This window comes from Bacillus rhizoplanae (assembly GCF_917563915.1).
In the GTDB taxonomy this organism is placed as follows: Bacteria; Bacillota; Bacilli; order Bacillales; family Bacillaceae_G; genus Bacillus_A; species Bacillus_A rhizoplanae.
The window spans coordinates 238,193-260,972 of the sequence record NZ_CAKJTI010000003.1 but is presented as its reverse complement, the minus strand read 5'-3'; the positions used below and the strand labels follow the sequence as shown (position 1 = coordinate 260,972).

Annotated in this window: 26 protein-coding genes, 2 other RNA genes and 2 riboswitches; of the genes, 8 read left to right on the top strand and 20 right to left on the bottom strand. The window is 35.6% G+C overall.

Annotation, left to right across the window (positions count from 1 at the left end; genetic code table 11):
- Window positions 1-6 precede the first annotated feature (6 nt).
- Window positions 7-1,119, top strand: a complete 1,113-nt coding sequence (locus LRP84_RS05220; protein WP_230574101.1) for an RNA-guided endonuclease InsQ/TnpB family protein — start codon at window positions 7-9, stop codon at window positions 1,117-1,119.
- A gap of 219 nt (window positions 1,120-1,338) precedes the next feature.
- On the opposite strand, the gene LRP84_RS05215 is transcribed toward LRP84_RS05220, so the two are convergent.
- From LRP84_RS05215 to LRP84_RS05200, 4 genes are all read right to left on the bottom strand, one after another.
- Complete coding sequence (locus LRP84_RS05215) at window positions 1,339-2,889, bottom strand: solute symporter family protein (protein WP_230574100.1); 1,551 nt, start codon at window positions 2,887-2,889, stop codon at window positions 1,339-1,341.
- 3 nt (window positions 2,890-2,892) lie between these two features.
- Window positions 2,893-3,231 (bottom strand): DUF485 domain-containing protein, encoded by a 339-nt coding sequence (locus tag LRP84_RS05210; RefSeq protein ID WP_230574099.1) that lies wholly within the window; start codon window positions 3,229-3,231, stop codon window positions 2,893-2,895.
- Window positions 3,232-3,585: 354 nt separating this feature from the next.
- Window positions 3,586-4,206 carry a sterol desaturase family protein gene (locus LRP84_RS05205; RefSeq protein WP_230574098.1) on the bottom strand — a complete coding sequence of 207 codons (621 nt, stop codon included), beginning with the start codon at window positions 4,204-4,206 and terminating at the stop codon, window positions 3,586-3,588.
- A gap of 62 nt (window positions 4,207-4,268) precedes the next feature.
- A complete protein-coding gene (locus tag LRP84_RS05200) occupies window positions 4,269-4,577 on the bottom strand; it encodes a cytoplasmic protein (protein ID WP_230574097.1) in 309 nt (102 codons plus the stop codon).
- A 778-nt stretch (window positions 4,578-5,355) separates the two neighbouring features.
- Here LRP84_RS05200 and cspD point away from each other — a divergent pair.
- Both cspD and LRP84_RS05185 read left to right on the top strand, forming a co-directional pair.
- Complete coding sequence (cspD, locus tag LRP84_RS05190) at window positions 5,356-5,553, top strand: cold-shock protein CspD (protein WP_230574096.1); 198 nt, start codon at window positions 5,356-5,358, stop codon at window positions 5,551-5,553.
- A 115-nt stretch (window positions 5,554-5,668) separates the two neighbouring features.
- Complete coding sequence (locus tag LRP84_RS05185) at window positions 5,669-5,917, top strand: DUF2564 family protein (RefSeq protein ID WP_230574095.1); 249 nt, start codon at window positions 5,669-5,671, stop codon at window positions 5,915-5,917.
- A gap of 227 nt (window positions 5,918-6,144) precedes the next feature.
- Here LRP84_RS05185 and LRP84_RS05180 read toward each other — a convergent pair whose 3' ends face one another.
- The 3 genes from LRP84_RS05180 to LRP84_RS05170 form a co-directional block, all read right to left on the bottom strand.
- On the bottom strand, window positions 6,145-6,321 hold the full coding sequence (locus LRP84_RS05180) for a zinc-finger domain-containing protein (RefSeq protein WP_230574094.1): 177 nt from the start codon (window positions 6,319-6,321) through the stop codon (window positions 6,145-6,147).
- A 12-nt stretch (window positions 6,322-6,333) separates the two neighbouring features.
- Window positions 6,334-6,993 (bottom strand): ribonuclease H family protein, encoded by a 660-nt coding sequence (locus LRP84_RS05175; RefSeq protein ID WP_230574093.1) that lies wholly within the window; start codon window positions 6,991-6,993, stop codon window positions 6,334-6,336.
- 203 nt (window positions 6,994-7,196) lie between these two features.
- A complete protein-coding gene (locus LRP84_RS05170) occupies window positions 7,197-7,682 on the bottom strand; it encodes a QueT transporter family protein (RefSeq protein WP_230574092.1) in 486 nt (161 codons plus the stop codon).
- A gap of 6 nt (window positions 7,683-7,688) precedes the next feature.
- A riboswitch (PreQ1 riboswitch) is annotated at window positions 7,689-7,733 on the bottom strand.
- A gap of 162 nt (window positions 7,734-7,895) precedes the next feature.
- On the opposite strand from LRP84_RS05170, the gene LRP84_RS05165 reads away from it, so the two are divergent.
- From LRP84_RS05165 to LRP84_RS05155, 3 genes are read left to right on the top strand one after another with little or no spacing between them, the layout of a single operon-like run.
- Window positions 7,896-8,768 carry an aldose 1-epimerase family protein gene (locus tag LRP84_RS05165; protein WP_230574091.1) on the top strand — a complete coding sequence of 291 codons (873 nt, stop codon included), beginning with the start codon at window positions 7,896-7,898 and terminating at the stop codon, window positions 8,766-8,768.
- A 15-nt stretch (window positions 8,769-8,783) separates the two neighbouring features.
- Complete coding sequence (locus LRP84_RS05160; protein WP_230574090.1) at window positions 8,784-9,179, top strand: reverse transcriptase-like protein; 396 nt, start codon at window positions 8,784-8,786, stop codon at window positions 9,177-9,179.
- 4 nt (window positions 9,180-9,183) lie between these two features.
- Window positions 9,184-10,089, top strand: coding sequence for a DMT family transporter (locus LRP84_RS05155; RefSeq protein ID WP_230574089.1), 906 nt, complete (start codon window positions 9,184-9,186; stop codon window positions 10,087-10,089).
- A gap of 2 nt (window positions 10,090-10,091) precedes the next feature.
- Here the strand turns inward: LRP84_RS05155 and LRP84_RS05150 are convergent, their stop codons facing one another.
- The 7 genes from LRP84_RS05150 to LRP84_RS05120 form a co-directional block, all read right to left on the bottom strand.
- On the bottom strand, window positions 10,092-10,352 hold the full coding sequence (locus tag LRP84_RS05150) for a DUF6123 family protein (protein WP_230574088.1): 261 nt from the start codon (window positions 10,350-10,352) through the stop codon (window positions 10,092-10,094).
- A gap of 347 nt (window positions 10,353-10,699) precedes the next feature.
- Window positions 10,700-10,840 (bottom strand): FbpB family small basic protein, encoded by a 141-nt coding sequence (locus LRP84_RS05145; RefSeq protein ID WP_230574087.1) that lies wholly within the window; start codon window positions 10,838-10,840, stop codon window positions 10,700-10,702.
- 436 nt (window positions 10,841-11,276) lie between these two features.
- Window positions 11,277-12,143 (bottom strand): 5'-3' exonuclease, encoded by an 867-nt coding sequence (locus LRP84_RS05140; RefSeq protein WP_230574086.1) that lies wholly within the window; start codon window positions 12,141-12,143, stop codon window positions 11,277-11,279.
- A 118-nt stretch (window positions 12,144-12,261) separates the two neighbouring features.
- Window positions 12,262-12,972 carry a P-type ATPase actuator domain-containing protein gene (locus tag LRP84_RS05135; RefSeq protein WP_230574085.1) on the bottom strand — a complete coding sequence of 237 codons (711 nt, stop codon included), beginning with the start codon at window positions 12,970-12,972 and terminating at the stop codon, window positions 12,262-12,264.
- 316 nt (window positions 12,973-13,288) lie between these two features.
- Window positions 13,289-13,454, bottom strand: a riboswitch (M-box (ykoK) riboswitch).
- Between the two features lie 180 nt (window positions 13,455-13,634).
- Entirely contained in the window at window positions 13,635-14,021 is a 387-nt protein-coding gene (locus LRP84_RS05130; protein WP_230574084.1) for a DUF350 domain-containing protein, read from the bottom strand.
- Complete coding sequence (locus LRP84_RS05125) at window positions 14,018-15,250, bottom strand: glutathionylspermidine synthase family protein (protein WP_230574083.1); 1,233 nt, start codon at window positions 15,248-15,250, stop codon at window positions 14,018-14,020. Before LRP84_RS05125 ends, LRP84_RS05130 begins: the two co-directional genes overlap by 4 nt.
- 3 nt (window positions 15,251-15,253) lie before the next feature.
- Window positions 15,254-15,565, bottom strand: a complete 312-nt coding sequence (locus LRP84_RS05120; protein WP_098309346.1) for a hypothetical protein — start codon at window positions 15,563-15,565, stop codon at window positions 15,254-15,256.
- Between the two features lie 82 nt (window positions 15,566-15,647).
- On the opposite strand from LRP84_RS05120, the gene LRP84_RS05115 reads away from it, so the two are divergent.
- Window positions 15,648-16,097 (top strand): hypothetical protein, encoded by a 450-nt coding sequence (locus tag LRP84_RS05115; protein ID WP_230574082.1) that lies wholly within the window; start codon window positions 15,648-15,650, stop codon window positions 16,095-16,097.
- A 207-nt stretch (window positions 16,098-16,304) separates the two neighbouring features.
- Here LRP84_RS05115 and ssrS (LRP84_RS05110) read toward each other — a convergent pair.
- From ssrS (LRP84_RS05110) to LRP84_RS05090, 5 genes are all read right to left on the bottom strand, one after another.
- A non-coding RNA gene (gene ssrS, locus LRP84_RS05110) (6S RNA) lies at window positions 16,305-16,489 on the bottom strand.
- A gap of 22 nt (window positions 16,490-16,511) precedes the next feature.
- A non-coding RNA gene (ssrS, locus tag LRP84_RS05105) (6S RNA) lies at window positions 16,512-16,696 on the bottom strand.
- Between the two features lie 121 nt (window positions 16,697-16,817).
- A complete protein-coding gene (locus LRP84_RS05100; RefSeq protein WP_230574081.1) occupies window positions 16,818-17,645 on the bottom strand; it encodes a sulfurtransferase in 828 nt (275 codons plus the stop codon).
- Between the two features lie 2 nt (window positions 17,646-17,647).
- Complete coding sequence (locus tag LRP84_RS05095) at window positions 17,648-17,920, bottom strand: YpbS family protein (RefSeq protein WP_230574080.1); 273 nt, start codon at window positions 17,918-17,920, stop codon at window positions 17,648-17,650.
- Window positions 17,921-17,932: 12 nt separating this feature from the next.
- On the bottom strand, window positions 17,933-18,400 hold the full coding sequence (locus tag LRP84_RS05090; RefSeq protein WP_230574164.1) for a GNAT family N-acetyltransferase: 468 nt from the start codon (window positions 18,398-18,400) through the stop codon (window positions 17,933-17,935).
- Window positions 18,401-18,466: 66 nt separating this feature from the next.
- Between LRP84_RS05090 and LRP84_RS05085 the strand changes: the two genes are divergently transcribed.
- Window positions 18,467-18,721, top strand: a complete 255-nt coding sequence (locus tag LRP84_RS05085; RefSeq protein WP_098309351.1) for a DUF3931 domain-containing protein — start codon at window positions 18,467-18,469, stop codon at window positions 18,719-18,721.
- A gap of 3 nt (window positions 18,722-18,724) precedes the next feature.
- Here the strand turns inward: LRP84_RS05085 and LRP84_RS05080 are convergent, their stop codons facing one another.
- Window positions 18,725-22,375 (bottom strand): dynamin family protein, encoded by a 3,651-nt coding sequence (locus LRP84_RS05080; RefSeq protein WP_230574079.1) that lies wholly within the window; start codon window positions 22,373-22,375, stop codon window positions 18,725-18,727.
- Window positions 22,376-22,780: the final 405 nt, after the last annotated feature.

Here is a 22,780-nt window from a genome sequence, read left to right as displayed (position 1 = left end):
GGAAAAATGGAACTTATTATTACCGCAAAAACAAAAATATTACCTACCAATGAACAAGCGGTGTTGCTACAAGACACTTTACATGTCAATCGAAAAGCATTAAATTATGCATCACAAATAGCCTATAAACACAATTTGTTATCTAAGTTTAAGTCGTTACAACAACTGGTATATACAGGCTTACGAGAACAATTTGGTTTGAAATCTCAAATGGCTTGTAATGTGTGTACGGTTGTTGCAGGAAGTTATGCTACCGTAAAAGAACAAGGTGAAAACACACTTGTAAAATATAAACGTTCTAAACTGCAATACTCATATGGACGTGATTACTCGTTTACAAAAGATGGGCTAGTTAGCGTTGGTACATTACAAGGGCGTATTAAAATTCCGTTCATCACAAAAGGGTTAGAGCACTATTTTGATGGTTCTTGGGAATTCGGCACAGCTACACTTGTATATAAAAAAGGCAAATTCTTTTTGCATTTTGCAGTAAAGAAAATATTTGAAGACACTTTCACCATTAAAAATATTGTTGGTGTTGATTTTGGTATGCGCTTTTTAGCTACAGCTATCGACAGTAACGACAATCACCTATTTAAAAGTGGAGCATCCATAAAGGAAACAAAAGCAAGATATGTCCGTTTACGAAAAGGACTGCAAGCCCATGGTACAAAATCGGCAAAACGAAAACTCCAAAAAGTAAGTGGAAAAGAAAACCGTTTCATGACAAACATAAATCATGTATTGTCGAAGGCACTTATCCAATTTGCAGGAAAACACTCGTTAATTGCGATTGAAGACTTAACAGGGATTAATTTAACAACTACTGTTCGTAAACGTGACAGATACTATCGTCTATCATGGGCGTTTCACCAACTACGACAAATGCTTGAGTATAAAGGGATTATGAACAATATAAAAGTAATTGCATTTGACCCTGCGTATACAAGCCAAAAATGTCCGAAGTGTGGAAATACAAACAAAAAGAATCGCAATCAGAAGGCACATACATTTTGTTGTACAACATGCCAATACGAATCGAATGACGATAGAATCGGAGCAATGAATCTAAGACAAATGGGAATTGAGTACCATCACAAAATGACATTAGAAGCATGACTTCTTATGTTGGGTAGCTGTCAGCCTACCTATAGTAACCTACGCTTGAGGTTAGAGGTCGCTAGACTGTTTGTATAACGTGTAGTAGAGTTACAAGCCCCCACTTCAAGATTCGTTAGAATTTAAGTGGGGGGTAGTTGACAAGAGAAAATTAGTAAATGTTATTTAGTAAAATAACAAACAAAAGTGCTTTCCTTTAGCCAGAAAGCACTCTGTTTCTTAATGCGCCGATACATCACTAATGCCATGTCCTGTATTCGACTTTACTAATATCTCATCAAATTTCGCGGCATCTTCTTTCTTACTAGATAAAATCGTCCCTAAATAGGCAGCTAAAAATCCAAGTGGAATGGAGACTATGCCTGGTGTTGTATATGGAAATAACGGCTCCCCAACAAAAATTGCTTTTCCAGCCACCGGATTCCATACATTTGGACTCAGCGCAACGAGGACAATAGCAGAAATTAAGCCAACAAGCATACCACAAATTGCACCGGTCGTATTAAAACGCTTCCAATATATCGTGAATAAAATAACTGGTAAGTTTGCACTCGCCGCAACAGCAAATGCAAGCGATACAAGGAACGCTACATTTAATGTTTGTGCAAATAACGCTAAAATAATAGAAAATACTGCAACTCCAACTGAAGCATAGCGTGCCATTTTCACTTGTTCTTTTTCCGTCGCTTTTCCGCGGCGTAAAATTTCATTATAGAAATCATGAGCAAACGCTGATGCAGCTGTTAAAACAAGTCCTGCTACTACAGCTAAAATTGTCGCAAATGCTACTGCCGAAACGAAAGCAAACAAAAGGTCTCCACCTAACGCTTTCGCTAGCATTGGCGCTGCCATATTACCTGCTGCATTCGCTTTCACAATTGCCCCATTCCCAACAAATGCCGCCGCTCCAAACCCTAAGAAGATTGTCATAATATAAAAAGCTCCGATTAACCATGTTGCATATACAACGGATTGACGAGCTGTTTTGGCATCACGAACCGTAAAGAAACGAACGAGAATATGCGGCAATCCCGCTGTACCAAGAACAAGTCCTAAATTCAAAGAAATGGTATCTAAACCATCTTTATACTTTACACCTGGATTTAAAAATGCTTCTTTCAACGGTGTTGCTGTCTTCATTTGTGCAAACATTTCTGTAATACTAAAATTAAACTTCGCAAACACAATAACAGAAATAATAAATGTACCTGCCATTAATAATACTGCTTTAACAATTTGGACCCAGCTCGTTGCTGTCATTCCGCCAAAAATAACATATACAGTCATCAATGTCCCAACAATCAATACAGATGTTGTGTATTCGATTCCTAATAATAATTTAATAAGTGCTCCTGCCCCGACTAACTGTGCGATCATATAAAAAATCGAAATTGTCATCGTATTAAGCGCTGCTACTCCGCGTACTTTTCTTGCATCAAAACGTGCTGCAATCATATCTGCTAACGTAAATTTCCCCAGATTTCGAAGCGGCTCTGCAACAAGATATAATACAACTAAATAGGCAACAAGAAAACCAATACTATAAAAGAACCCATCAAACCCTGTTAATGCTATTGCTCCAGCAATTCCAAGAAAAGAAGCAGCGGACATGTAATCACCCGCAATCGCCAAACCATTTTGCCACCCTGTTAATCCACCGCCTGCTGTATAAAAATCGCTTGCATTTTTTGTTTTTTTCGATGCATAGTACGTAATGACGAGCGTTCCAAGAACAATTACTAAAAACAATGTAAAAGCTGTTGTATTCAAGATTTATCCCCTCTCTTTATCTATGTTTTCAAGAATCTGATTCGATAACCGATCAAATGATTCTGCTTTTTTACTATAGATCATACACAGGGCCCACGTCATAACGAACTGAGCAAAAGCAAACACCCATGCCCATGTAATATCACCAAACACTGGTGTATTAAGCACTTTTGAATATGATGTTAAAATAGGCAAGGCAATAAAAAAACTAAAAAAGAAAATGCTCATCGGTACAATAAATTTTTTCTTTGCTTGTAACAAATTTTGAAATTCAGCAGATTGTACTACTTCTGTGTAATTGATTTCACTATTTAATTTACGAGCAGACGTTTCTTGTTTCACTTCATATCGTCCCCTTTCTTTTCAATGCGAATAATAGAAAATCCCCTCCCATGAATGTGTTAATTACTAAATTTTATAAATATTCAGAAACTTATTCTCATTGTAGACAATCTATTTTTATAAGCAAAGATTTTTCGATAGACAAATTACGCTATATTTTTCCAATTTTCCAATATGATTTATTACAATAAAGTGAAACTTCCATTAGTGGGGGGTTTTTCATTCCCCACTGATGGTTAGTTGAACCAATCGGGCTTTTACGGGCAGTTATCCCCCACCTATCTTCCTCGCTTCTCTCTCAATCTTAAGGTGGGGGCTTACTGCCCGCGAATAGCGAGATAAAAAAAGCAGTGCTTATTGCACTGCTTTCTCACCTTCCAAATTACGAGCTGTTTCACTCGTTTCGACATCTTTTCCTTCTCTATATGTCTTAAACAGAAAATCGTAAAATAGATTTGATACTCCAAACCAGTAATTCTCATTTTTATAATGATGGAGTATATGCTGCTTCTTTAGCCACCTTCCATATGGAGTCATTGGACGAATTGGCCGATGAGCAATGTAATGTTTCCATTCATATACTAAAAGCATGAAGATCATTCCAATTCCAAATGATAATGTCACCGTGACGCTAGAAGTAATACCGTATACAATGCATAAATATATCGTAAATCCCGGAAGACTATACCACACGGGTAAAAATAATAACTTTAAATCATTCGGATATACGTGATGATCATAATGAAGACGTTTTAACATTTTTAATAAAAATGGATTCTTCGGCGGTTTTAAATGAAATAAAAAACGATGTGTTACATATTCGTTAATTGTATAAAAGATAATACCCGCAATGACTGCACTAGCTGCAATCAATGTAAACAATTGCATGTTCAAAAAAACGATAAAAGCAATTAAAATTCCAATCATAATGAAAATATCATGCTGAAAGAAAAACTCTTTTATAACTCGCTTCATCCCTATATTCCTCTCTTTAGAAAACGGCCGTAACGTATTGTTATGGCCGCTTTCTTTTATCTCTATTCTATTCCCATTATAAACTTACTTGCTTCTCCATTTTGATAGAAAAAATTACTTGAGCCAAATATATTCTGTTTCGGAATAATATGTTCCACTGCAAAAACTGTTACTTCTCCTCTTTGTACTTCTCCAATAATTAGCCCTAATATTTCATGATTTACAGCAAATGTCGGTTGTTTTGTTTGAAGTAATCGTTCAACAGTTTGAAGAACAGCCTCGTATAATGGATTTCTATCTGTTACTTCTTTACGAATTTTCGGTGCTAATGTAATAATAATTTCTTTTTCATTTACTATGGTTCGATACATAAAAATCTCCCCTTCAATCTTATATGAACAACTGTAAAGCTTTATACGCAAAATGAATGGAATAACCGACTCATATAATCCCCGGTCCGGCTGTGACTTGGACCGCCGCATCGTTTTTCCAAAATGAACAGAAAAAGCAATATTTAACGTATTTGCGAAAGAAATTCCTCTTCCTCTTTATATTCCATATTTGAATGTAAAATTCCTTGTTTTACACTTTGAAATTCAAGATAAAACAAAAAAATTCTGTGCAGTACATGACTGCAAAAAATAGACTAGCTTTTATGAGGAATATACATAGTTAAAATATCCTTATCCATCCAAATTTATACAAAACCACCCCTTAAATGACAGCTTTCAAATTCCTATGATATCAAAGTTGGTATATCGTCCTTTTTTTCATTCCCTCATTATCTAATAAAGTGAAACTTCCATCAGTGGGGTTTTTTTCATCCCCCACCGATGGAAAGCCCGCCCAATCGGGCATATGCCAGCAGTAAGACCAACTCATTCTCTCAGCTCTTTATGTACAGCCTTCATTTAAAATTAAAAGTAGCAGTTGTCCTATACCTATTTACATTAGCTAGTGTAAAAAATTATTTAAAAATACAAAAAGATAAAACCGCTTACTTGACTAAAATCTCCCATTTCATGTATATTTAATTTATCATTTAGTAGAATATTCAAGAATATAGCAATTTCGATTTTATGAATTTGTGAATGTTTTCTGTATTATTCACTAAATGAGAAAGTAATCATATTTAGGAGGCATCATAACATGCAAGGTAAAGTAAAATGGTTTAATAGCGAAAAAGGTTTTGGATTTATCGAAGCTGAAGGCGGAGACGATGTATTCGTACACTTCACTGCAATTCAAGGAGAAGGCTACAAATCTCTAGAAGAAGGTCAAGAAGTTTCTTTCGAAATCGTTGAAGGAAACCGTGGACCTCAAGCTACTAACGTAGTAAAACTTTAATTCAACATATAACAGGAGGTTACCCATCGGTAACCTCCTTTGTTTATTCCTCTGTATATTTCTTTTTCACAGAGCGAAAACTATGTGAAATGAGAAAATAAAGGAGGAGAAAACAATGGGTTCACCTGTAAATGATTTTGAGGAAGTAAGATTTCGCGTAGAAACTGCTCAAAAGATGGTTGGTTCCGCGACGGTCACAATGGACCCTGAATCATTGCAGCATGCTACAAATGCTGTTGACTCAGCTCGCCTTCAGCTCGAAACAATGAAAGAAGTAGCGACAGATTTAGATGCACCATTTTTATTAGATCAAGAAGCAAAATTAGAGAAATGCGAGCATCAATTACAAGAAGCAAAGCATTAAAAAACATCCAGGGGATTTTTCTCTGGATGTTTCTATTATGTACGTAACGAGCTATAAAGTGAAACTTCCATCAGTGTTTTTTCATCCCCCACCTATCTTCCTCGTTTCTCTCTAAATCTTGAGGTGGGGGTCTTACAGCCCCAAAATAGCAGGATAAAAACTGCTGTAAGTTTTCTACATATAATCGTATAAAATTCCCTATCTCAACAAAGTAAATAGGGAATCGTTCAAGACAGTCTTTCTCCATACTCTTTTAACTTTGCTCCTATTGTACATTGCCGAATGCAAAAGGAGTGGGCATAATATTTACTATGTTCTTTTCGAAAATGCTGCTGTAAAAAGCAGCCATCGCAATATGTTTCTAATAAATCATTCACTTCCGTAATCAACTGCTTACGATCCACTCCTTCACACCCCTACTCTGTTATTTCTTTATGACTATCAATATTCGTTCCTTCAAGTGCTTGCGTTGCCAATTGATGAGCTTCTTTATTCTGTTTTCTAGAAACAGGTTCACATATCAGTTTTATTCTCATCTGTTTTGCTTTTTGTTCGACTTGATCTAAATAATGGATTAAATGTTCCTCATAACATGGCCATTCACCCGCTAATTGCTGGAGCACCACTTGAGAATCACCGCGAAGTATAACGGATTCATACTTAACTCCTAGCTCTTCTAGCACATTCATTCCGTATAATAACGCAGCATATTCCGCTTCATTATTATCAGCAATTCCTTCTATGTAAGCATTGCGACGAATTCGATATGTTTTTCCCTGCTTCTTATAATAAATACTCACTCCCACGCCCGCTTCTTTCGTCTCAATATCGTACCCTCCATCGAAATACAATAAGAGATCTTGCGGCTCCTCTTCAACTTGTTTACTCAATTTCTTAACTTCTTTTAACGTCCACTTCGTCCCCATTTCATCATAAAACAACAGTTCTTTCGCTCTCCCTGTTTTTTCAAAGTCCACTGCAAACTGCATCGCCTCTTCTAAACGAAGGTAATCTGTTTCAAGGTTAGTCTCTAAACCATGTTTTGTTCGATATAACCAAGTTATTTTATATTTCATTTTGCTCCCCCTTTTACATACAAAATCAATACACTACCAAATATTACATGTTCATTTTATAATATTTTGTCTATGAGCACAGTATTCTATTCCGAATACATCACATCTCCGAACGATGAAGTGAAACTCCTGCAAATATAAATTGAGAAAAAGAAATAAGAGTTGTCACGATTAAGTGAACAACTCTCTTATTCTTATCCATCTTACACAAATTTCTCAAACTGCACTCGTTTATTAATAAAATACATAACAGGTGCTCCAATAGCCATTACAACAAATTCACCAATTGCACATGTTAGCCATGTAAGCAAAAATGGTAAATCAAATGCAAGATGTAGTTCGATGGCAATAAGGGACATTGTAAACGTAAAGACAACTGTGTTAAAAATCATCCGCGCCCATATCCCTTTTATGAAACGCATAGAAACAATTGTACAAAGCAAGGCAATAATAGATTGCCCCACCCCAAATACAAGATCATATGCAATCATTGGTGAGAAAAAGAGGTTTGTTAAAAACACTCCCAACACAATCCCGTAAATATATTTTTTATTGAACACAACAAGATGATTGAACATTTCCGAAATACGAAATTGAATATTCGTAAAACCAAAAGGCTGAATAAGCATGGAAACGGCAATATATAAAGCTGCTAAAACCCCGTTACCAACAAGTGTCTTAATTTTCATTGTATAATCTCCTTAGTTTTTTTACGTGGGATGGTTACGAACCACGTGAATATGTAAATGAACAAAATTACATTATATTTATAATTTAAATTCAAGTCAATATGGCAGAAGATGCATCAAATGAACTGAATTACAAAGGGATAGTCATAAACTATCCTTTTCTTTTTATAGGACGTATAATAAAAAACATGAAAGATTTAGGAGGGTTTGTTCATGACAGCAACGATTCAAAATGAAAAAATGATCGTTTCTATTTCTGAAAAAGGTGCAGAATTGCAAAGCATTCGCTTAAAAGAAGATCATACAGAATATATGTGGCAAGGGGATTCAAAGTATTGGGGACGACATGCTCCCATTTTATTCCCAATCGTCGGAAGATTAGTAGATAATACATATTATGTTGATGAAAACTCTTATTCGTTAACACAGCATGGATTTGCTCGTGATCTAACATTTACAATAAAAGAACAAAGCGAATCAAAAATCACATACGTAGTAACGAGTAATGAAGAAACATTACAAAACTATCCGTTTGCATTTGAATTACTCGTTTCTTATGAATTATATGAAACATCTGTATACGTAACATATGAAGTAATCAATCCAAACACGAAAGAAATGTATTTTTCAATTGGAGGACACCCTGGTTTTAATTGTCCTTTACTATCAAATGAATCTTTCACAGATTACTACTTATCTTTCAGCACTCCAGAGCACTTAGAAACAAGCGTTTTAGAAGGACCGTTTCTTTCTAAAAATAAACTCATAGTAGCAGAAGAAACAACCGAACTTCCACTTACATACGATTTATTTAAAAACGATGCGCTTATTTTTGAAAACATGAACAAAAACGAAATTGCCATCCGCTCTCACAAACATAATAAATTTATTAAAGTAGCATTTGAAGGATTTCCATTTGTAGGTGTGTGGACGCCTGGAAACGACGCACCGTTTCTATGTATTGAACCTTGGTATGGCATTGCTGATGAAGTAGAGCCCGTAAAAGACTTTAAAGAAAAAAAAGGAATTCAAATGTTAAAAGCGAATGAAACATTTACATGCCGCTATAGCATTACAATCGGTTAATCGGAGGTTTTCAATTTGATTGAAGTGTACATTGATGGTGCATCAAAAGGGAACCCTGGTCCTTCTGGCGCCGGGGTTTTTATCAAAGGTGTTCAACCGCCTGTGCAGCTTTCTGTTCCACTTGGAGTTATGAGCAATCATGAAGCTGAGTATCACGCATTACTTGCTGCATTAAAATATTGCACCGAACATAATTATAAAATTGTATCGTTTCGAACAGATTCCCAGCTTGTAGAACAAGCTGTTGAAAAACAATATGCGAAGAATCCATTATATGCGCCGCTTTTAGAAGAAGCATTGCAAATGACCCAGCAATTTGATCTCTTTTTTATGAAGTGGATTCCAAGCAGTCAAAATAAAGTAGCAGATGAATTAGCGCGAAAAGCAATTTTAAAAAATGAACGGGGGTAGTGTATTGAAAAAAGAGTGGATTGCTCCTCTCGCATTGTTGTTCGTTGCCTTTATTTGGGGAGCTACGTTTGTTGTTGTTCAAAATGCTATGTCATTTGTCGGACCATTTTCTTTTAATGCTGTACGTTTCTTATTAGCTGGACTTATTTTACTGGTTATTCAGCTCATTTCTATGAAAAAAATACCTATTAAACGTGCAGGGTATAGTAGCTTCGCTGGTATTATAGTAGGATTCTTTTTATTTATTGGTTACTTGTTACAAACATTCGGCTTATTATATACAACTTCTTCTAAAGCAGGATTTTTAACAGGACTTAGTATTGTCATGGTGCCTATTTTATCGTTTATATTTTTAAAACAAAAAGCGAATATATTTATTGTACTCGGAATTACAGTAGCTACAATTGGATTGTTTTTATTAACAGCTGGAAATTCTTTTCAATTGAATATAGGAGACCTTCTTATCATAGGTTGCGCTGTAGCATTTGCTGCTCACATACTTGTAAATGGATTCTTTTCAAAAAAGGTGTCTCCGTTATTATTAAGTACAACACAAATATTAGCAGTTGGACTCTTTTCTTCTATTTGTGCATTTTTGTTTGAAGATTGGGAGAAGTTATTTTCGCTATCATTATGGACGAATCGCTCATTTTTGTTCGCACTATTGCTAACATCGCTATTTGCCACTTCTCTTGCATTCTTTATTCAGACAACAGCACAAAAGTACACGTCACCCACCCGCGTTGCCATTATTTTCGCAATGGAGCCAGTCTTTGCAGCAATCACAGGTGTTCTTGTTGCGAATGAGCAATTGTCAGTATCAGCTATCATTGGGTGCATTTGTATTTTCTTAGGAATGATCTTTGTGGAACTCCCAAATAAACAAAAAAAAGAAGCGCAGGCTGCATGAAGTTATGTTTGTAACTTCCGCATAAAAGCCATCGCGCTTTTTTTATCGGTAATTTTCTCTTCCTTTAATCGTTCTAACAAAGCAATAAAGTAACTGCCATCAAATTGTAATTGGTGCTTAATCGTCGCTTCAATCGCCACATTCACAATTCCATCAGATGAACCTGTATACCCTTGACCAAACATAATAAATCCTTGTGCTTCCTCTGATAATTTAAACCCTTTTGTATGTAAGAATGAAAGGTAATCTTGAACTGTTTGCATGATGTCCCCACCTAGTTTGAAAAATTCTCCACTCTCTATCATACATGTTTTCGGGCATTATGAGAATGAATTTTCTTTGAAAACTGCTGTAGAATCTATCTATTCAAACTTTGTTACGTATTCATAGTCGTTTACTTACTCATTTACAAGAAGTCGACTACAAATAAAGTTTTTTAACATCCTTTCCAACTAATAAGTTAGATAAACAAAGTCCTTTCAGGTTATCACTGAAAGGACTTTCGAATTAGCAGCACTTTAAGTTGCAATGTTTTATTTAAATGCTTATTCAAGATTTATAGATTAACTCCTTATTATGTGGATTTTCCTGATCAAAAATTTTCCTTTACTCAGTTACTCGCTGCTCCATATGATACATGTCTTTTTTCAATTTTTTCTTCAATTTCTCTTATGTTCTCCTTATTATTTAATAATGATTGTTTATTTTCTATTAGTAATTGTTTAAAGGATTTTCTTATTTTTTTTCGCATACTTAATTTCCTCCTTAATTGTTATGAAAAATTTCATTTATATAAAAGATAAGTAATTACCTGTATTGTGTAATAATAAAAGATTTGTGTGAAATCCATTTGAACTTCAAATGAAAACTACGTATATTTTTTCATGAGTCAATATGTGTATAGTTCTGCGACTGAAACGTGACTTTACCAACAGTTTGTTTACTACCTTTACTATCAATCTAAAGAAATTAGATATGGTAGAAACCATATCCAGTTGAAATGTTTTAAATATAAATAATAACGCCCAATCAAATGTATAGTTTGATTGGGCGTTATCTATAGTCTAGAATAAATCCTTTTCAAGAACCGCTTTTTATCCCGCTACTTTTGGGCAGTAAATACCCTATTAGGCAGGCTTTCCATCAATGCGGGATGCAGAAAAGCTTCTACTAATAGAAGTTTCAATTTATAACATATTTACAAACATTTCGGGTCTGCCCCAGTTCATTTGCTCACAAACGAATCGGATTTTTTCTATATCAATTGTGTGAAGGGCTTCTTCTAATCCACAAGAAATTGGCACTTCACAATGAATTTGTGCAAGTTGTAATGACATATGCAAATTGTCTAAGTCATTTTCAATTTTTGTACGCTGTGTTTTCGTTAATAGTGCAATGTTTTCTAAAACAGCTGCAACTGTTTCGTGCTCTTGAATGAGCTTATATGCTGTCTTTTCACCAATGCCCTTTACTCCTGGATAATTGTCACTTGAATCACCCATAAATGCCTTTGCATGAACAATTTGCCACGGCTGTACACCTTTTTCTTCGATAATTTTTTCAGGCGTGTAATATTCATAGTTTCCAATTCCTTTGCGAAGGAGCATGACGGTAATATTTGTATCAACAAGCTGCAGCAAATCTGTATCACCCGTTAAAATAAACACTTCTGCTTCATTTTGATACACTTTTGCTAATGTTCCAATACAGTCATCAGCTTCATATCCTTTCATACCAATGACTGGAATAGATAAATGCGCAGTCATTTCTTGCACTAAATCGAATTGTGGAATTAATTCTTCTGGCGGTGCCCCGCGATTCGCCTTATAGTTTGAAAACGCTTCTGTTCGAAAGGTTGTACTCCCCATATCCCAGCACGTTACAATATGAGTCGGTTCAATTGTCCCAGACGCTGTTAATAAATGCTTCATATAACCATGAATCCCGTTTGTCGGAGTACCATCTTGTCTTTTCATAAATTGCCCGTAGACACTTGTTGCATAAAAAGCACGAAATAATAGTGCCATACCATCTACTAATAATACTTTTTTCATAATTCCTCTCCTAATGACAAAAATAAAAACCTCACGTCATTACGCAAGGTTATAAATAATCAATAATGATTGTACTTTTTATTATACAATGATTTACTCCATTTAGCATCCATAAAGATTACTTACAATATTGATGTAATAGTTCCACGTACGTATTATTTCCAGTTGAAACAACAACTGCCTTTGCTGTTCCATTAACAATATGGGTGCTTTTATAGCATAAATTTTCAAGATAAAGTGGATTGTAATCTTTTATGCGTTTTAACGGCATAAATCGCTTTTTTTCGATATGATAACAACTTTCATATTTTTCTACAAGCATTTCCTTTCCTGTTAAAGGAGATTCATCTACTAATAAATCTTTTGCGTAAATAATGCGGGCATCAGCTGGTACAGTATCACCTGCTGAAAGACAAATTACATCACCTGGAACCAATTCTTCTACAGGAATATTCATCATTTCAGAATTTGTATCTACTCCATTTGCTTTATCATTTACTACTCTTAAAACAGCAACCGTTTTTGATGTTGTTGCACTTGTTTGATTCGTTTCCTTTTCAAACAGACTTACTTTTTCAATCAACTTCATCATAATATAAGCCAGCATAATTTTTTTATTCGCATATCGTTCATTTTTCCCATATTGTGCGATACGTTTTTTTGCTTCTTTAACGGAAAGACCATTTCTTGTTGTTTTAAAATAAGCATATACAGATTTCACATCTCGAATCGCAACTTCCACTAACATTTCATTGTTTTTCTGTAAAACTTCTTGCCCTTTATGATTCATGTTGCCTATAATTTCATCTCGTTTATTTACATATAACATCGTCCGTCTCCTCCTTCGCGCACGCAGGAAGAAACTCATTGTTTCTCGACTTATCTATTTACAGATATAGAGGGAGGAACAATTCGCTTCCTACCTACATGACGTATTCTTTTTTTGAAATATATGGGTAACGGAACCGAGTCCGAAGCTGACATTGCTCCTCACCTCCTCATAAACTTATTTTTAGTTATGTATATTTGTACAAAATACAACCTTACTAAAAAGACCTTTACCCGGAAACGAGTAAAGGTCTGAACATACACAAATAAGCGAAGTTTAATGAAGCTACATTTTATAGTAGCTTATATTAAAAAAATCGCACCTCTCCCTCGCCGAGCTTTAGCACTGTATAGCATAGGTTCTTCACCAGCTACATTAAGAAAGACCTTAATTCGATCATTCCTGTTGACCCATTGGCGTCTCTCGACATTTTTGGGCAGTAGCATCTCTCTATACAGGAGCCTCACCTAACAGAGACATATTTAATTACATAGAAAATGTTACTCCTATTTAAAATAGATGTCAACACTTTGAATTCAAACTTTTCCTTATTACAACAAGTATTTCCTACAAAATAAATCAAATGGACAAACTTATTGATTACGTATCAGAAGGATTAACAAATGAAAAATAAAAACCTTACGTATAAAACGTGAGGTTTTTCAATATGTTAAACACCCAGCAATCACAATTCCGATGGAAATTGATAAAAACATCAGGAAAAGTCCGACGGCCTGGTTATCTTCTTCAATGCTTTGATTGATATTAAAACGCGGTGTGCACCATTCGGCTAAATAAAATACAACAATCTGCGCTAAAATCCCAACCGCTCCCCATAAAACCATATCCATAAGTGAAATAGAATGGGCAGCAGTCGAATACAAGACGATGGCAAGACCAAGAAGTCTCCCTCCAAGTGCATAGCTTGCTGCTCTATTTCCTTTAGCCATTAACGAAAATTCCTTCACTTTTGTTGTCAATTCCATAAGAAAAAGACCAATACATAAAAGGCCGAGTGAAACCACTAAATAAAGTAAAAAGTTCATCATTTATAATCCCCCTTTTTTATCCCTACAGGTAAATAATAAGATTCATTCCCCGTAATTTTTCCACCGGCCCGTATACCAATACTACTTGGTTTTCCAGCAATTAAAAACGATCCAAACACATACGACAACTCCTCGTTCCCTTTTTCAGTCTCAAGGGAAACAACCGGAAGCTTTATATACTTTTGAAATACAGGAAGTTCTTTTTTATACGTTTGATATGAATTTTGAATCACAATATTCGTGTCTTTGTCACGAATTATAACCGTGTTACCCTCTCTACCGAACGAAGGTTTTTGAACAAAAGAACTTTTTCCTAAAAATAAATCTGGTTCTAAGTAAGTAGGAAGCATATATTCCTTAATCCATTGTCGTTCCTCATTTGTATAAAAAACGCCTATCTCAGCTAATCCCCAAATCAGGCATTGAATCGATTTCGGCTGAAGTAGAAAGGATGAAACAGGATTTATAATAAAGAGCTTTCCTTCCTTTACAAGTTGCAGTAACTCAATCCCCACAAAATCACCGGTATTAGGATCCCGGTCCTCAACCAAATCTTCAATAGGATATGTTTGACGATACAAAATATCAATAGGCACACCGTCTCTGTCGACCAAAGCATCGTCAGTAATTCTGAGTTCTGACATTGACACCGTTTTGTTTTTAACCTGACATAGCTGACTCAAATACGCAGTAGTATTCCAATCTTCTATATGTTCATGATGGGCTGTGAAGACAACGTTTGGCATTTCTATTCCTTTAGCAGCCTCCATTACAGCTTTTGTGATACCAGAAGAAAGAAGACGTTCCTGATTCTCGTTTGGGTCATGATAGTCTAATTCTTTGCATACCTGTCCATTCATTTGAAAGCATTCCATGATAAAAGTAGGGGTATCACTATTAAACTCAAGCATTTTGATATCACCATTCGTCAAAGTAAAATCAAACCGTGAAATAATAGATTCAGGAAACAGAGATTTCATTCTGATAAAAGGCAGACTTGAAGATGGAAAACCAAGTTCAAGAAGCTGAGCATCCGATAAGTTCCGAAGAAGGCTAGCAGTCTTAAAAAATACTTTTCCCATTCGTTCTGTTGCTAATTGCAAATGCCTCATAGTTTGTTCTGTTATTTCAAAAACATGAAAAAGGCTATACTCACTCCCGTATAAGTCAGACCAAAAGTGTGGGAACCTCGAATAAAATTGACTTCGTTCCTTTATGTAAAACGACATGACTTAACCTCCGAATCCGCCCTTTGAACCGCTTCCAATTCCTCCTTTAAAATTAGACGAAGCTTGATAGGACTTAAATTCAGATGAATTTTTGAAAGTTGATTTATTTTGATAATATTTACCACCGTAATAATAATGCCCATGATAACTTGAATGATTGTCATCACATCGCCACACGCCAAGTTCATCATCCCAATCCCAATCGGAACAGCTCTTATCATTTGGTTTTGGAGGGAGATCTTTTGTACAGCCAGCTAAAGTGCCGGTCATTAAAGATGTAAGAACACCTGTTACTAACCATTTGGTTTTTGTCACCTTCCCACACCCCTTTATATATTATATTTTTATTATAAAAGAATTCATGATAAATTAGAAGAAAAAGGAAGAGGGATTACGATTGCGGTTAGAATATCGACTCAATGATGAAGCTAAACAATATCCTGCCTTATGGAACTATGCGGATATTCCTATCTCTGAAACCGTCGCAAGGATGACTTGTGAGTATTTCATTAAAGAAGGAGGTACGTATGTCGTAACAGCGACCGCAATGGATCCTGACGGAACTGCAGTATTATATGTCAAAAGAGAAAAATTCTTCGATGATTCTCCAGAAACCACATATTCCCATATAGGTTTTGAGATTAGAGAACTACAAGGAGCAAATTCGATTTTGATAGAAAGTAAAGATGTATGGAATCATGAGGAAATCTTAACGTATCTACATTCAGATATTTTGTACGTTCAAAGGGATGGAATATTAATGGAATTCACCTTAGACTCAAGGGAGATTGATGAAGACCGAAAGTGCTATGTTTATTATGGAGAATTTACAGGTGAATGCAGATAACATTGAACTCCCCCACCTACCGCTTCGCGCTTGAGGTGGGGGATGAATCGCCAGATATGATAAAGTAAAGCTCTCATCAGTAGGGGGTTCATTTTATCTCTAATATTTTTTATTGTTTCCACACAACGAAACTTAAATGATTTCCAGCGTGCTGACAAAAAGGCTTCTCAAAACAAAAAAACTTACGTATAAAACGTAAGTTTTTTATATAGTCCCACATATGCCGTTCTCTTCTAGATGTCCATAAACCCGCTCTCGCAGGTGGATGCTCTCAAAAATGCTTTCATCTTCCTTCTTAAAAAGATGGCATGATGGCCACATTTCAATATTGAACTTCCGTATTACTCTCATTGGTTTAAGACATACACAAGCTACGTACATCGTAGGCATTTATTATTAATCATAAGGATAAATAGAACCCCCGCACGTGCCGTCCCTCGTAAATGTCCAAAAACCCGCTACTCGCAGGTGGATGTTCTCACAGTTACCTTTCATCTTCCTTCTCAAAGAAAGGCTTGATGTTGGCCTCTAAATATCGAACTTCCGTAAAACTAACATCGGTTTTAGACATAAATAAGTTACGCACACCGCAGGATGTTTTATTTATTTGTCGTTATCTTATCACATTGTTCGCAATGTGTAAAATATATTGTTATGAAAGTATTTCTTGCTTGTGATCCTATTGTAATACAAAATTTTTTGAGGTGCAATAGGCTACTGTTATTCTTTCACAATTGGATTTTCAGGATAAGAAATCCAATCACTCCAGCTGCCCGCATATAATTTTACATTTGTAAAACCAGCCATTTTTAACGCTAATACGTTCGGACATGCCGTTACACCTGATCCGCAATACACAATCGTTTCTTTCTTTTTATCAAGATGGATAAAGCGCTTTTCTTGTGCGTCCTGCCCCTTAAAAGCACCAAAATCAGTTACGCCATCTTTCCAAAAATAATTTTGTGCAGTCGGAATGTGGCCGGCTACTTTATCAACTGGTTCTTCTAATCCTGCATAGCGCTTTGGTTCTCGCGAATCAATAAGTGTTATATTTGCCTGTTTATTAATTTTCTCTTGTAATTCTTCCATTGTTACGACAATATCATGCTGCAGAGTTGGAACAAACGTCTTAGGTTCAAAGACTGGTATATCATTCGTTACTTCGACCCTTTGCTCCTTCCATGCTGGGAAGCCACCATTTAACACATATACTTTGTCATGTCCAAGGTACGTTAAGAGCCACCAGAGACGAGAGGCCATTGCTCCTCCTTGACTATCATATGCCACAACTGTTGTATGTTCATCAATCCCAGCTTGTGAAAGTTTTTGTACAAACGCTTCTATATTTGGAAGCGGGTGACGTCCGCCATGTTGTGTAACCGGACTTGATAAATCTTTATCTAAATCAAAATAGAGCGCACCTGAAATATGTGCCTCATTATACTGCTCTCTTCCCCAATTCGGATTTGCTAAGTCAAAACGACAATCGATAATACGAACATGCTCATCTTGTATATGTTCATGTAACCATTCGACTGTAACGATCATACTTAACGACCTTCTTTCTCTTGTAAACGTCCTACGTACTCCATCACCATTTCTTCTGTCACAATCTTACGTTGCGGTGCAATACCGTTTTTCGCAAGCCCATTAATTTGTTTTGTTACCATATTAATTACATCAACAGAGAAAGGCTTCCCATTTGATGCAAGCGATACTGCCGCTTCAATTGCTGCTTCACGTTGCGCCTCTAATTGCAGAAATGCTTTCACCACTTCATTTTGTTTACGAGAATGTGCTGTAATTGCTGCATGTACTTCCATGTTCTCTTCCCCCTAGTATAAGTCCATCGTAAGCCGAATCATATCCCGGCATACAATGCCATTTTCTATAATCTCTTCTTCATAATGCTTCGAAAAGTACTCAAAATCAATAGAAAAAATACGAAATCCACATTTTTGATATAAGGCAAGCTGCGAGATACTCGAATTACCTGTCCCAATTTCAAGTGTGCGCATGCTTTGTTCCTTTGCAGTTGCGATCGCATGCTGCAATAACTGCTTCCCGATGCCTTTACCCTGTTCTTGTTCACAAACTGCAATATTCATAATCTCCATCGTATTAGGGCGTGTTTCCAATAATATGTATGTCCCTATCACATGTTCATCGCGTTTAGCAACATAAATCATTCCTCGTTGAAGATACGACTGTAACTGCCTTTCGCTCGGATCAGCAAGTAATAATAATGATATCGGTGCCTTATCTTCAGAAATACACTCAACAATTAATTGTTCCTTAAAAATTCTCTCATCTCCTCCTGTTCTAAATACCCCTTGTCTTCCATAAGTAATACAAAGGAGGTCATCACTATGGACAACAATGAAAAGAAGTGCAATATAATCTCCATCGATGAGAAGAAAAAGAAAAATGGCACGTACTCCTATCCAAAGTTAGTGATAGAAGGAAAACCATATGAATTCACTTCCTTCGTCTTATGCGGCGAAACGCCAGATGGAAAACGTCTCGTCTTAACTCATATGGTTTCCTCAGATGAATTTGCAGGATTTGTAAAATCATTAGATGCTGTTCTACAAAAACGCATTGAACGTATCTTCTTCTCTTAATACTTATAGAACTTCTACTTCATGTTTTATTTTCATTAATTGTTTTTCCAATTCTTCTTTTCTCTTTTCGTATGCAGAAACATCAATTGTTTCCAATAACGCAAATAATAAACTTTCATAGTATTGCGCTGCGTCTTGCATCATGACTGTTTTCACAAGTTGCCATCTATGAAGCCATTCTTGTTTATAGTGATTAACAAATAGGTGCTGTTCTTCCATTACGTAATCTGCCACAAATGGTTCTAACGTTTGCTTCATTTCTTCTTGCATCAATGCTTTATCATTTTTTTCAAAGAAGCTTTTCTCACTTTTAAAATGGGATAATGCTTTTTTAAATTGTTTTGCTTCCATATTTGGAAATGGATTTTCATGCATAAGAACGCGATAATCATATGTTGTATCTGTACGGATGACGAGCTGTTCATTCTTTGTAGCACATTGCACCGTTACTTCTTCTTGCACATGTTTCATCGTTTCATTCATCCATTTTTCAAGACGCAGCGACGTTGCACGCATTTCTTGCAATAAATCATGTTGTAAGAAGGCAATTAACTCCATCATGCACTCTTGTAATTTTTCTTTCACATTCCCTTGTGTTCGTAAAGAAGCTGGATTAATAAATTCTGTAAACACATCATTGTATCGTAAAAATAAGCGCTGTTTTACATAATATAGAAGCTCTTTCACTTCATTTTCCAATGCCATTTCTTCTGTTACCACACTATGCGAAGAGATCATATGAAGCAGTTCTTCACGTTCCGCTTCATATTTTTTTCGTTTTTGTTCTTTTTCTTCATTTCCTTGTGTTGCACTTTCAATCATATTTGTAAGAAGTTTATAACCGTTTTGAAGTGCTCCATATAAAGAATGAACCGATACAAGCATTAAATCTCTCATGATAAACGAAGTGAAAGCTTGTTCAAACGGTGCAAGACCAGAATGTTTTAAAATACCATACGTTTCTTTCGAAATATCTTTTCCTTGTTTTTCTTCTAATGCAAATAAGCTAGAAATCGCAAATAGACGTGGATTCCGAATACCGTACTGCAACAATTGATCACTAATATACCCTTTTACTGTGTGTAATTCCTCTTCTGACTGTGCTAAATCCGCAGCATTAATTAAGAAGAACATTTTATCAAGTGCAAACGTATCTTTTACACGTCCAAGTTGAATTAAAAATTCTCGATCTGCTCGTGAAAACACGTGATTATAATACGTTACAAATAAAATTGCGTCTGCATTTTTTATATATTGGAATGCTACGTCTGTATGGCGTGCGTTAACAGAGTCTGCTCCCGGCGTATCAACAAGTGCAATGCCTTGTCTCGTTAATTCGCAATCATAATAAAGCTCCATATATTCTACAAAGCATGACTTTTCTTCATTGGCCACATAATCAGCAAATTCAGCTAATGTTACGCGAGATTGCTCTCCTAAACGATGCCCTACTTCCGCATACCCATGCTGCACCGCTCGTAAAAAACTAAACGTTGTTTTTTGTCTGCCACTTGGCGCTGGATATTGCAGTACATCATCAATTTGTAAGAGTGCTTCTTCCAAAGATGTAATATCACGGTGAAATAACTTATAAACAGCCTTTAAGTCCTCAAAGAGCGCCGTTTCCGATTTGAACTGTACCACTACCGTACCATGCGGCTTCTCATCTGTTACCGGTAAAATTTGATTAATAGTTGCTGTTGTAGGATTCGGTGATACTGGTAATACTTTTTCTCCTAATAAGGCATTGGCAAAGGACGATTTCCCTGCACTAAATGCTCCAAATAACGCCACTGTAAATTGCTTCGTTTCAATGCGTGTTCTCTTTTCAACAATTTCGTCGTATACGTGCGTCAAAGCCGGAAGCTGTTTTAGAACAAATTCTGTTTCCTTCACATGTTCTAATACGCGCTGAATATTAACATTTCCTGTGCTTGCAACTTGATTTTCCGTATACGTAGATACAGCTTCTTGTTCTTGCAATTGAAATTTAGCATTTGTCACTCGTTGTGTTCGTTGTAAAATATCTTCTATTTCCATCGTTTCAGGCACAGAAACACAATCATTCCATACATCATGCAAATATGTTTCATACTGATCGTACTGTTCCATATATTGACGTTTCATGTCATTCGCATGTTGCACCGCTTCGTACTGCTTTTGTTCTCTATCAATGCTTAGCAGCTCAGCTTTTCCTCTTTCTTGTAATATCGGTAAAGCTTTCGCAAATACAGATTGTGCTGCATTGAAATATCGTTTCTTTAATTCATTTGCAACATCTGCTGTATAATGTAATAAATAATCTCCTGTAAATCCTGCTCCTTGCTTAATTATTTCCTCTAAAAGCGACGATTCAAAGGAAATATTCAAATCGTATACTGCTTTTCCTAATTCTTCTGTAAATATCTCTTCTTGTTTTGTAAAAGAAACAATATATTCTTTTACATGAAAGTCTAATTGCGCTTCTACCGTCTTTTGCAGGGACTCATAAAACACTTGTAAACGACGCTGTTTTTCTTGATCAGTTTTCGCTTTTGCAAATAATAAACCAACCTTAAATTTCGTCAATTTTGTTTCTAAGTATTGATTTGCTAAATCACGCATTTCAAATGGCATTAAATATGCATTATCTAATATATTTTGCAGCCCTATGATAAATCTATTTTTCACTTCATCTTCTTTTGCATAAAATTCTTTTTCTTTTTCAGCAAGTTCTTCTAAAATCGACGTAACTTCTTCATACGATAATAGCGATGCCAATTCTTCACGAAACGGCTCCAGCTGTTTCTCATACTGTGTTAACAAATAAGAAAGATGTTCTTGTAGTAAATAAGAAACTTCCTTTTCCATTCCACCTTTTACATAAGAACCGCGTTCTTTCATAATAGAAATAAGCAGACCCTCTAGCTTTTCCAATTCATTGTACGAATGTTGTTGCAATCGTAAAGACGTATAAAATATACCATCAACGTCAACATTCCAATTTGCAAATGACTGCATTACGCTTTGCTGATAAGCAGAAAAAGACAATTCATGTTCTTTATGCTTATCAATCTGGTTCACAACAAGATAAACCGTTTTATTACGTTGCTTTAATTCTTTGACAAACTGTAAATTCACTTCCGATTGCACATGATTATAATCCATCATATAAAAAATAATGTCAGCAAGATGCAGCGTAGATTCAGTCGCAAGTTGATGTGCATCATCAGTTGAATCAATACCAGGCGTATCAACAAGAACAACGCCTTCTGGGAGCGGTGCATCGCTCCGATAAATATGAATTCCAATCACTTCATCGCCATTTTTACAAAGCTGTTTTAATTCTTCTGCTGTATACATACCGTCATACTCGTATTTCTGTCCTGATTTTAATGTAACAACGACGCGAGCATGTCCTTTTTCTATCTTTACGACATTCGCACTCGTTGGAATCGGACTTGTTGGCAACAATTGATCTTTATATAAATAGTTCATCATTGTTGATTTTCCAGCAGAGAAATGTCCACAAAATGCAATCATAAGCTGCTCTTCTTTATATTTCTGTATAACTTCAAGCAACTTTTCACTATGTTCTATATCACCTTTTTTCTGCCATTCTTCATAAAAACAAACAAGCTTTTGTAAACTGTTTGTTTGCACTGTTTTTGTCATCCCCTCGTGCCCCTTTGTTCCAAGATGTATCCACCTATTATATTACTAAATTTTCAGCATCTTCACAGTAAAAAAATAAAAAATCCCTTTCATTCTTTTTGAAAACGAAAGGGATTTCTATGTAATATAGTTCATTATTTAGTTGCTCCTACTCGATTTAACACATGTTTTGTTACAACTGCATATAAAACAACTGTTCCTGCTAAAAATGCGTATACCATATAATCACACCTAACTTTCTTGATAATGATTATCAATTTTAAACACATTGTACCATTAGAGAGAATGATTATCAATATATATTTTAAAAATAAAAGCTCCTTTTCAAATAAAGGAGCTTTCATACTGCCTGTTCTAAAGGAGTAGTAGGATTGTTGTGCCCTCTTATTATAACTCACAGGAGAA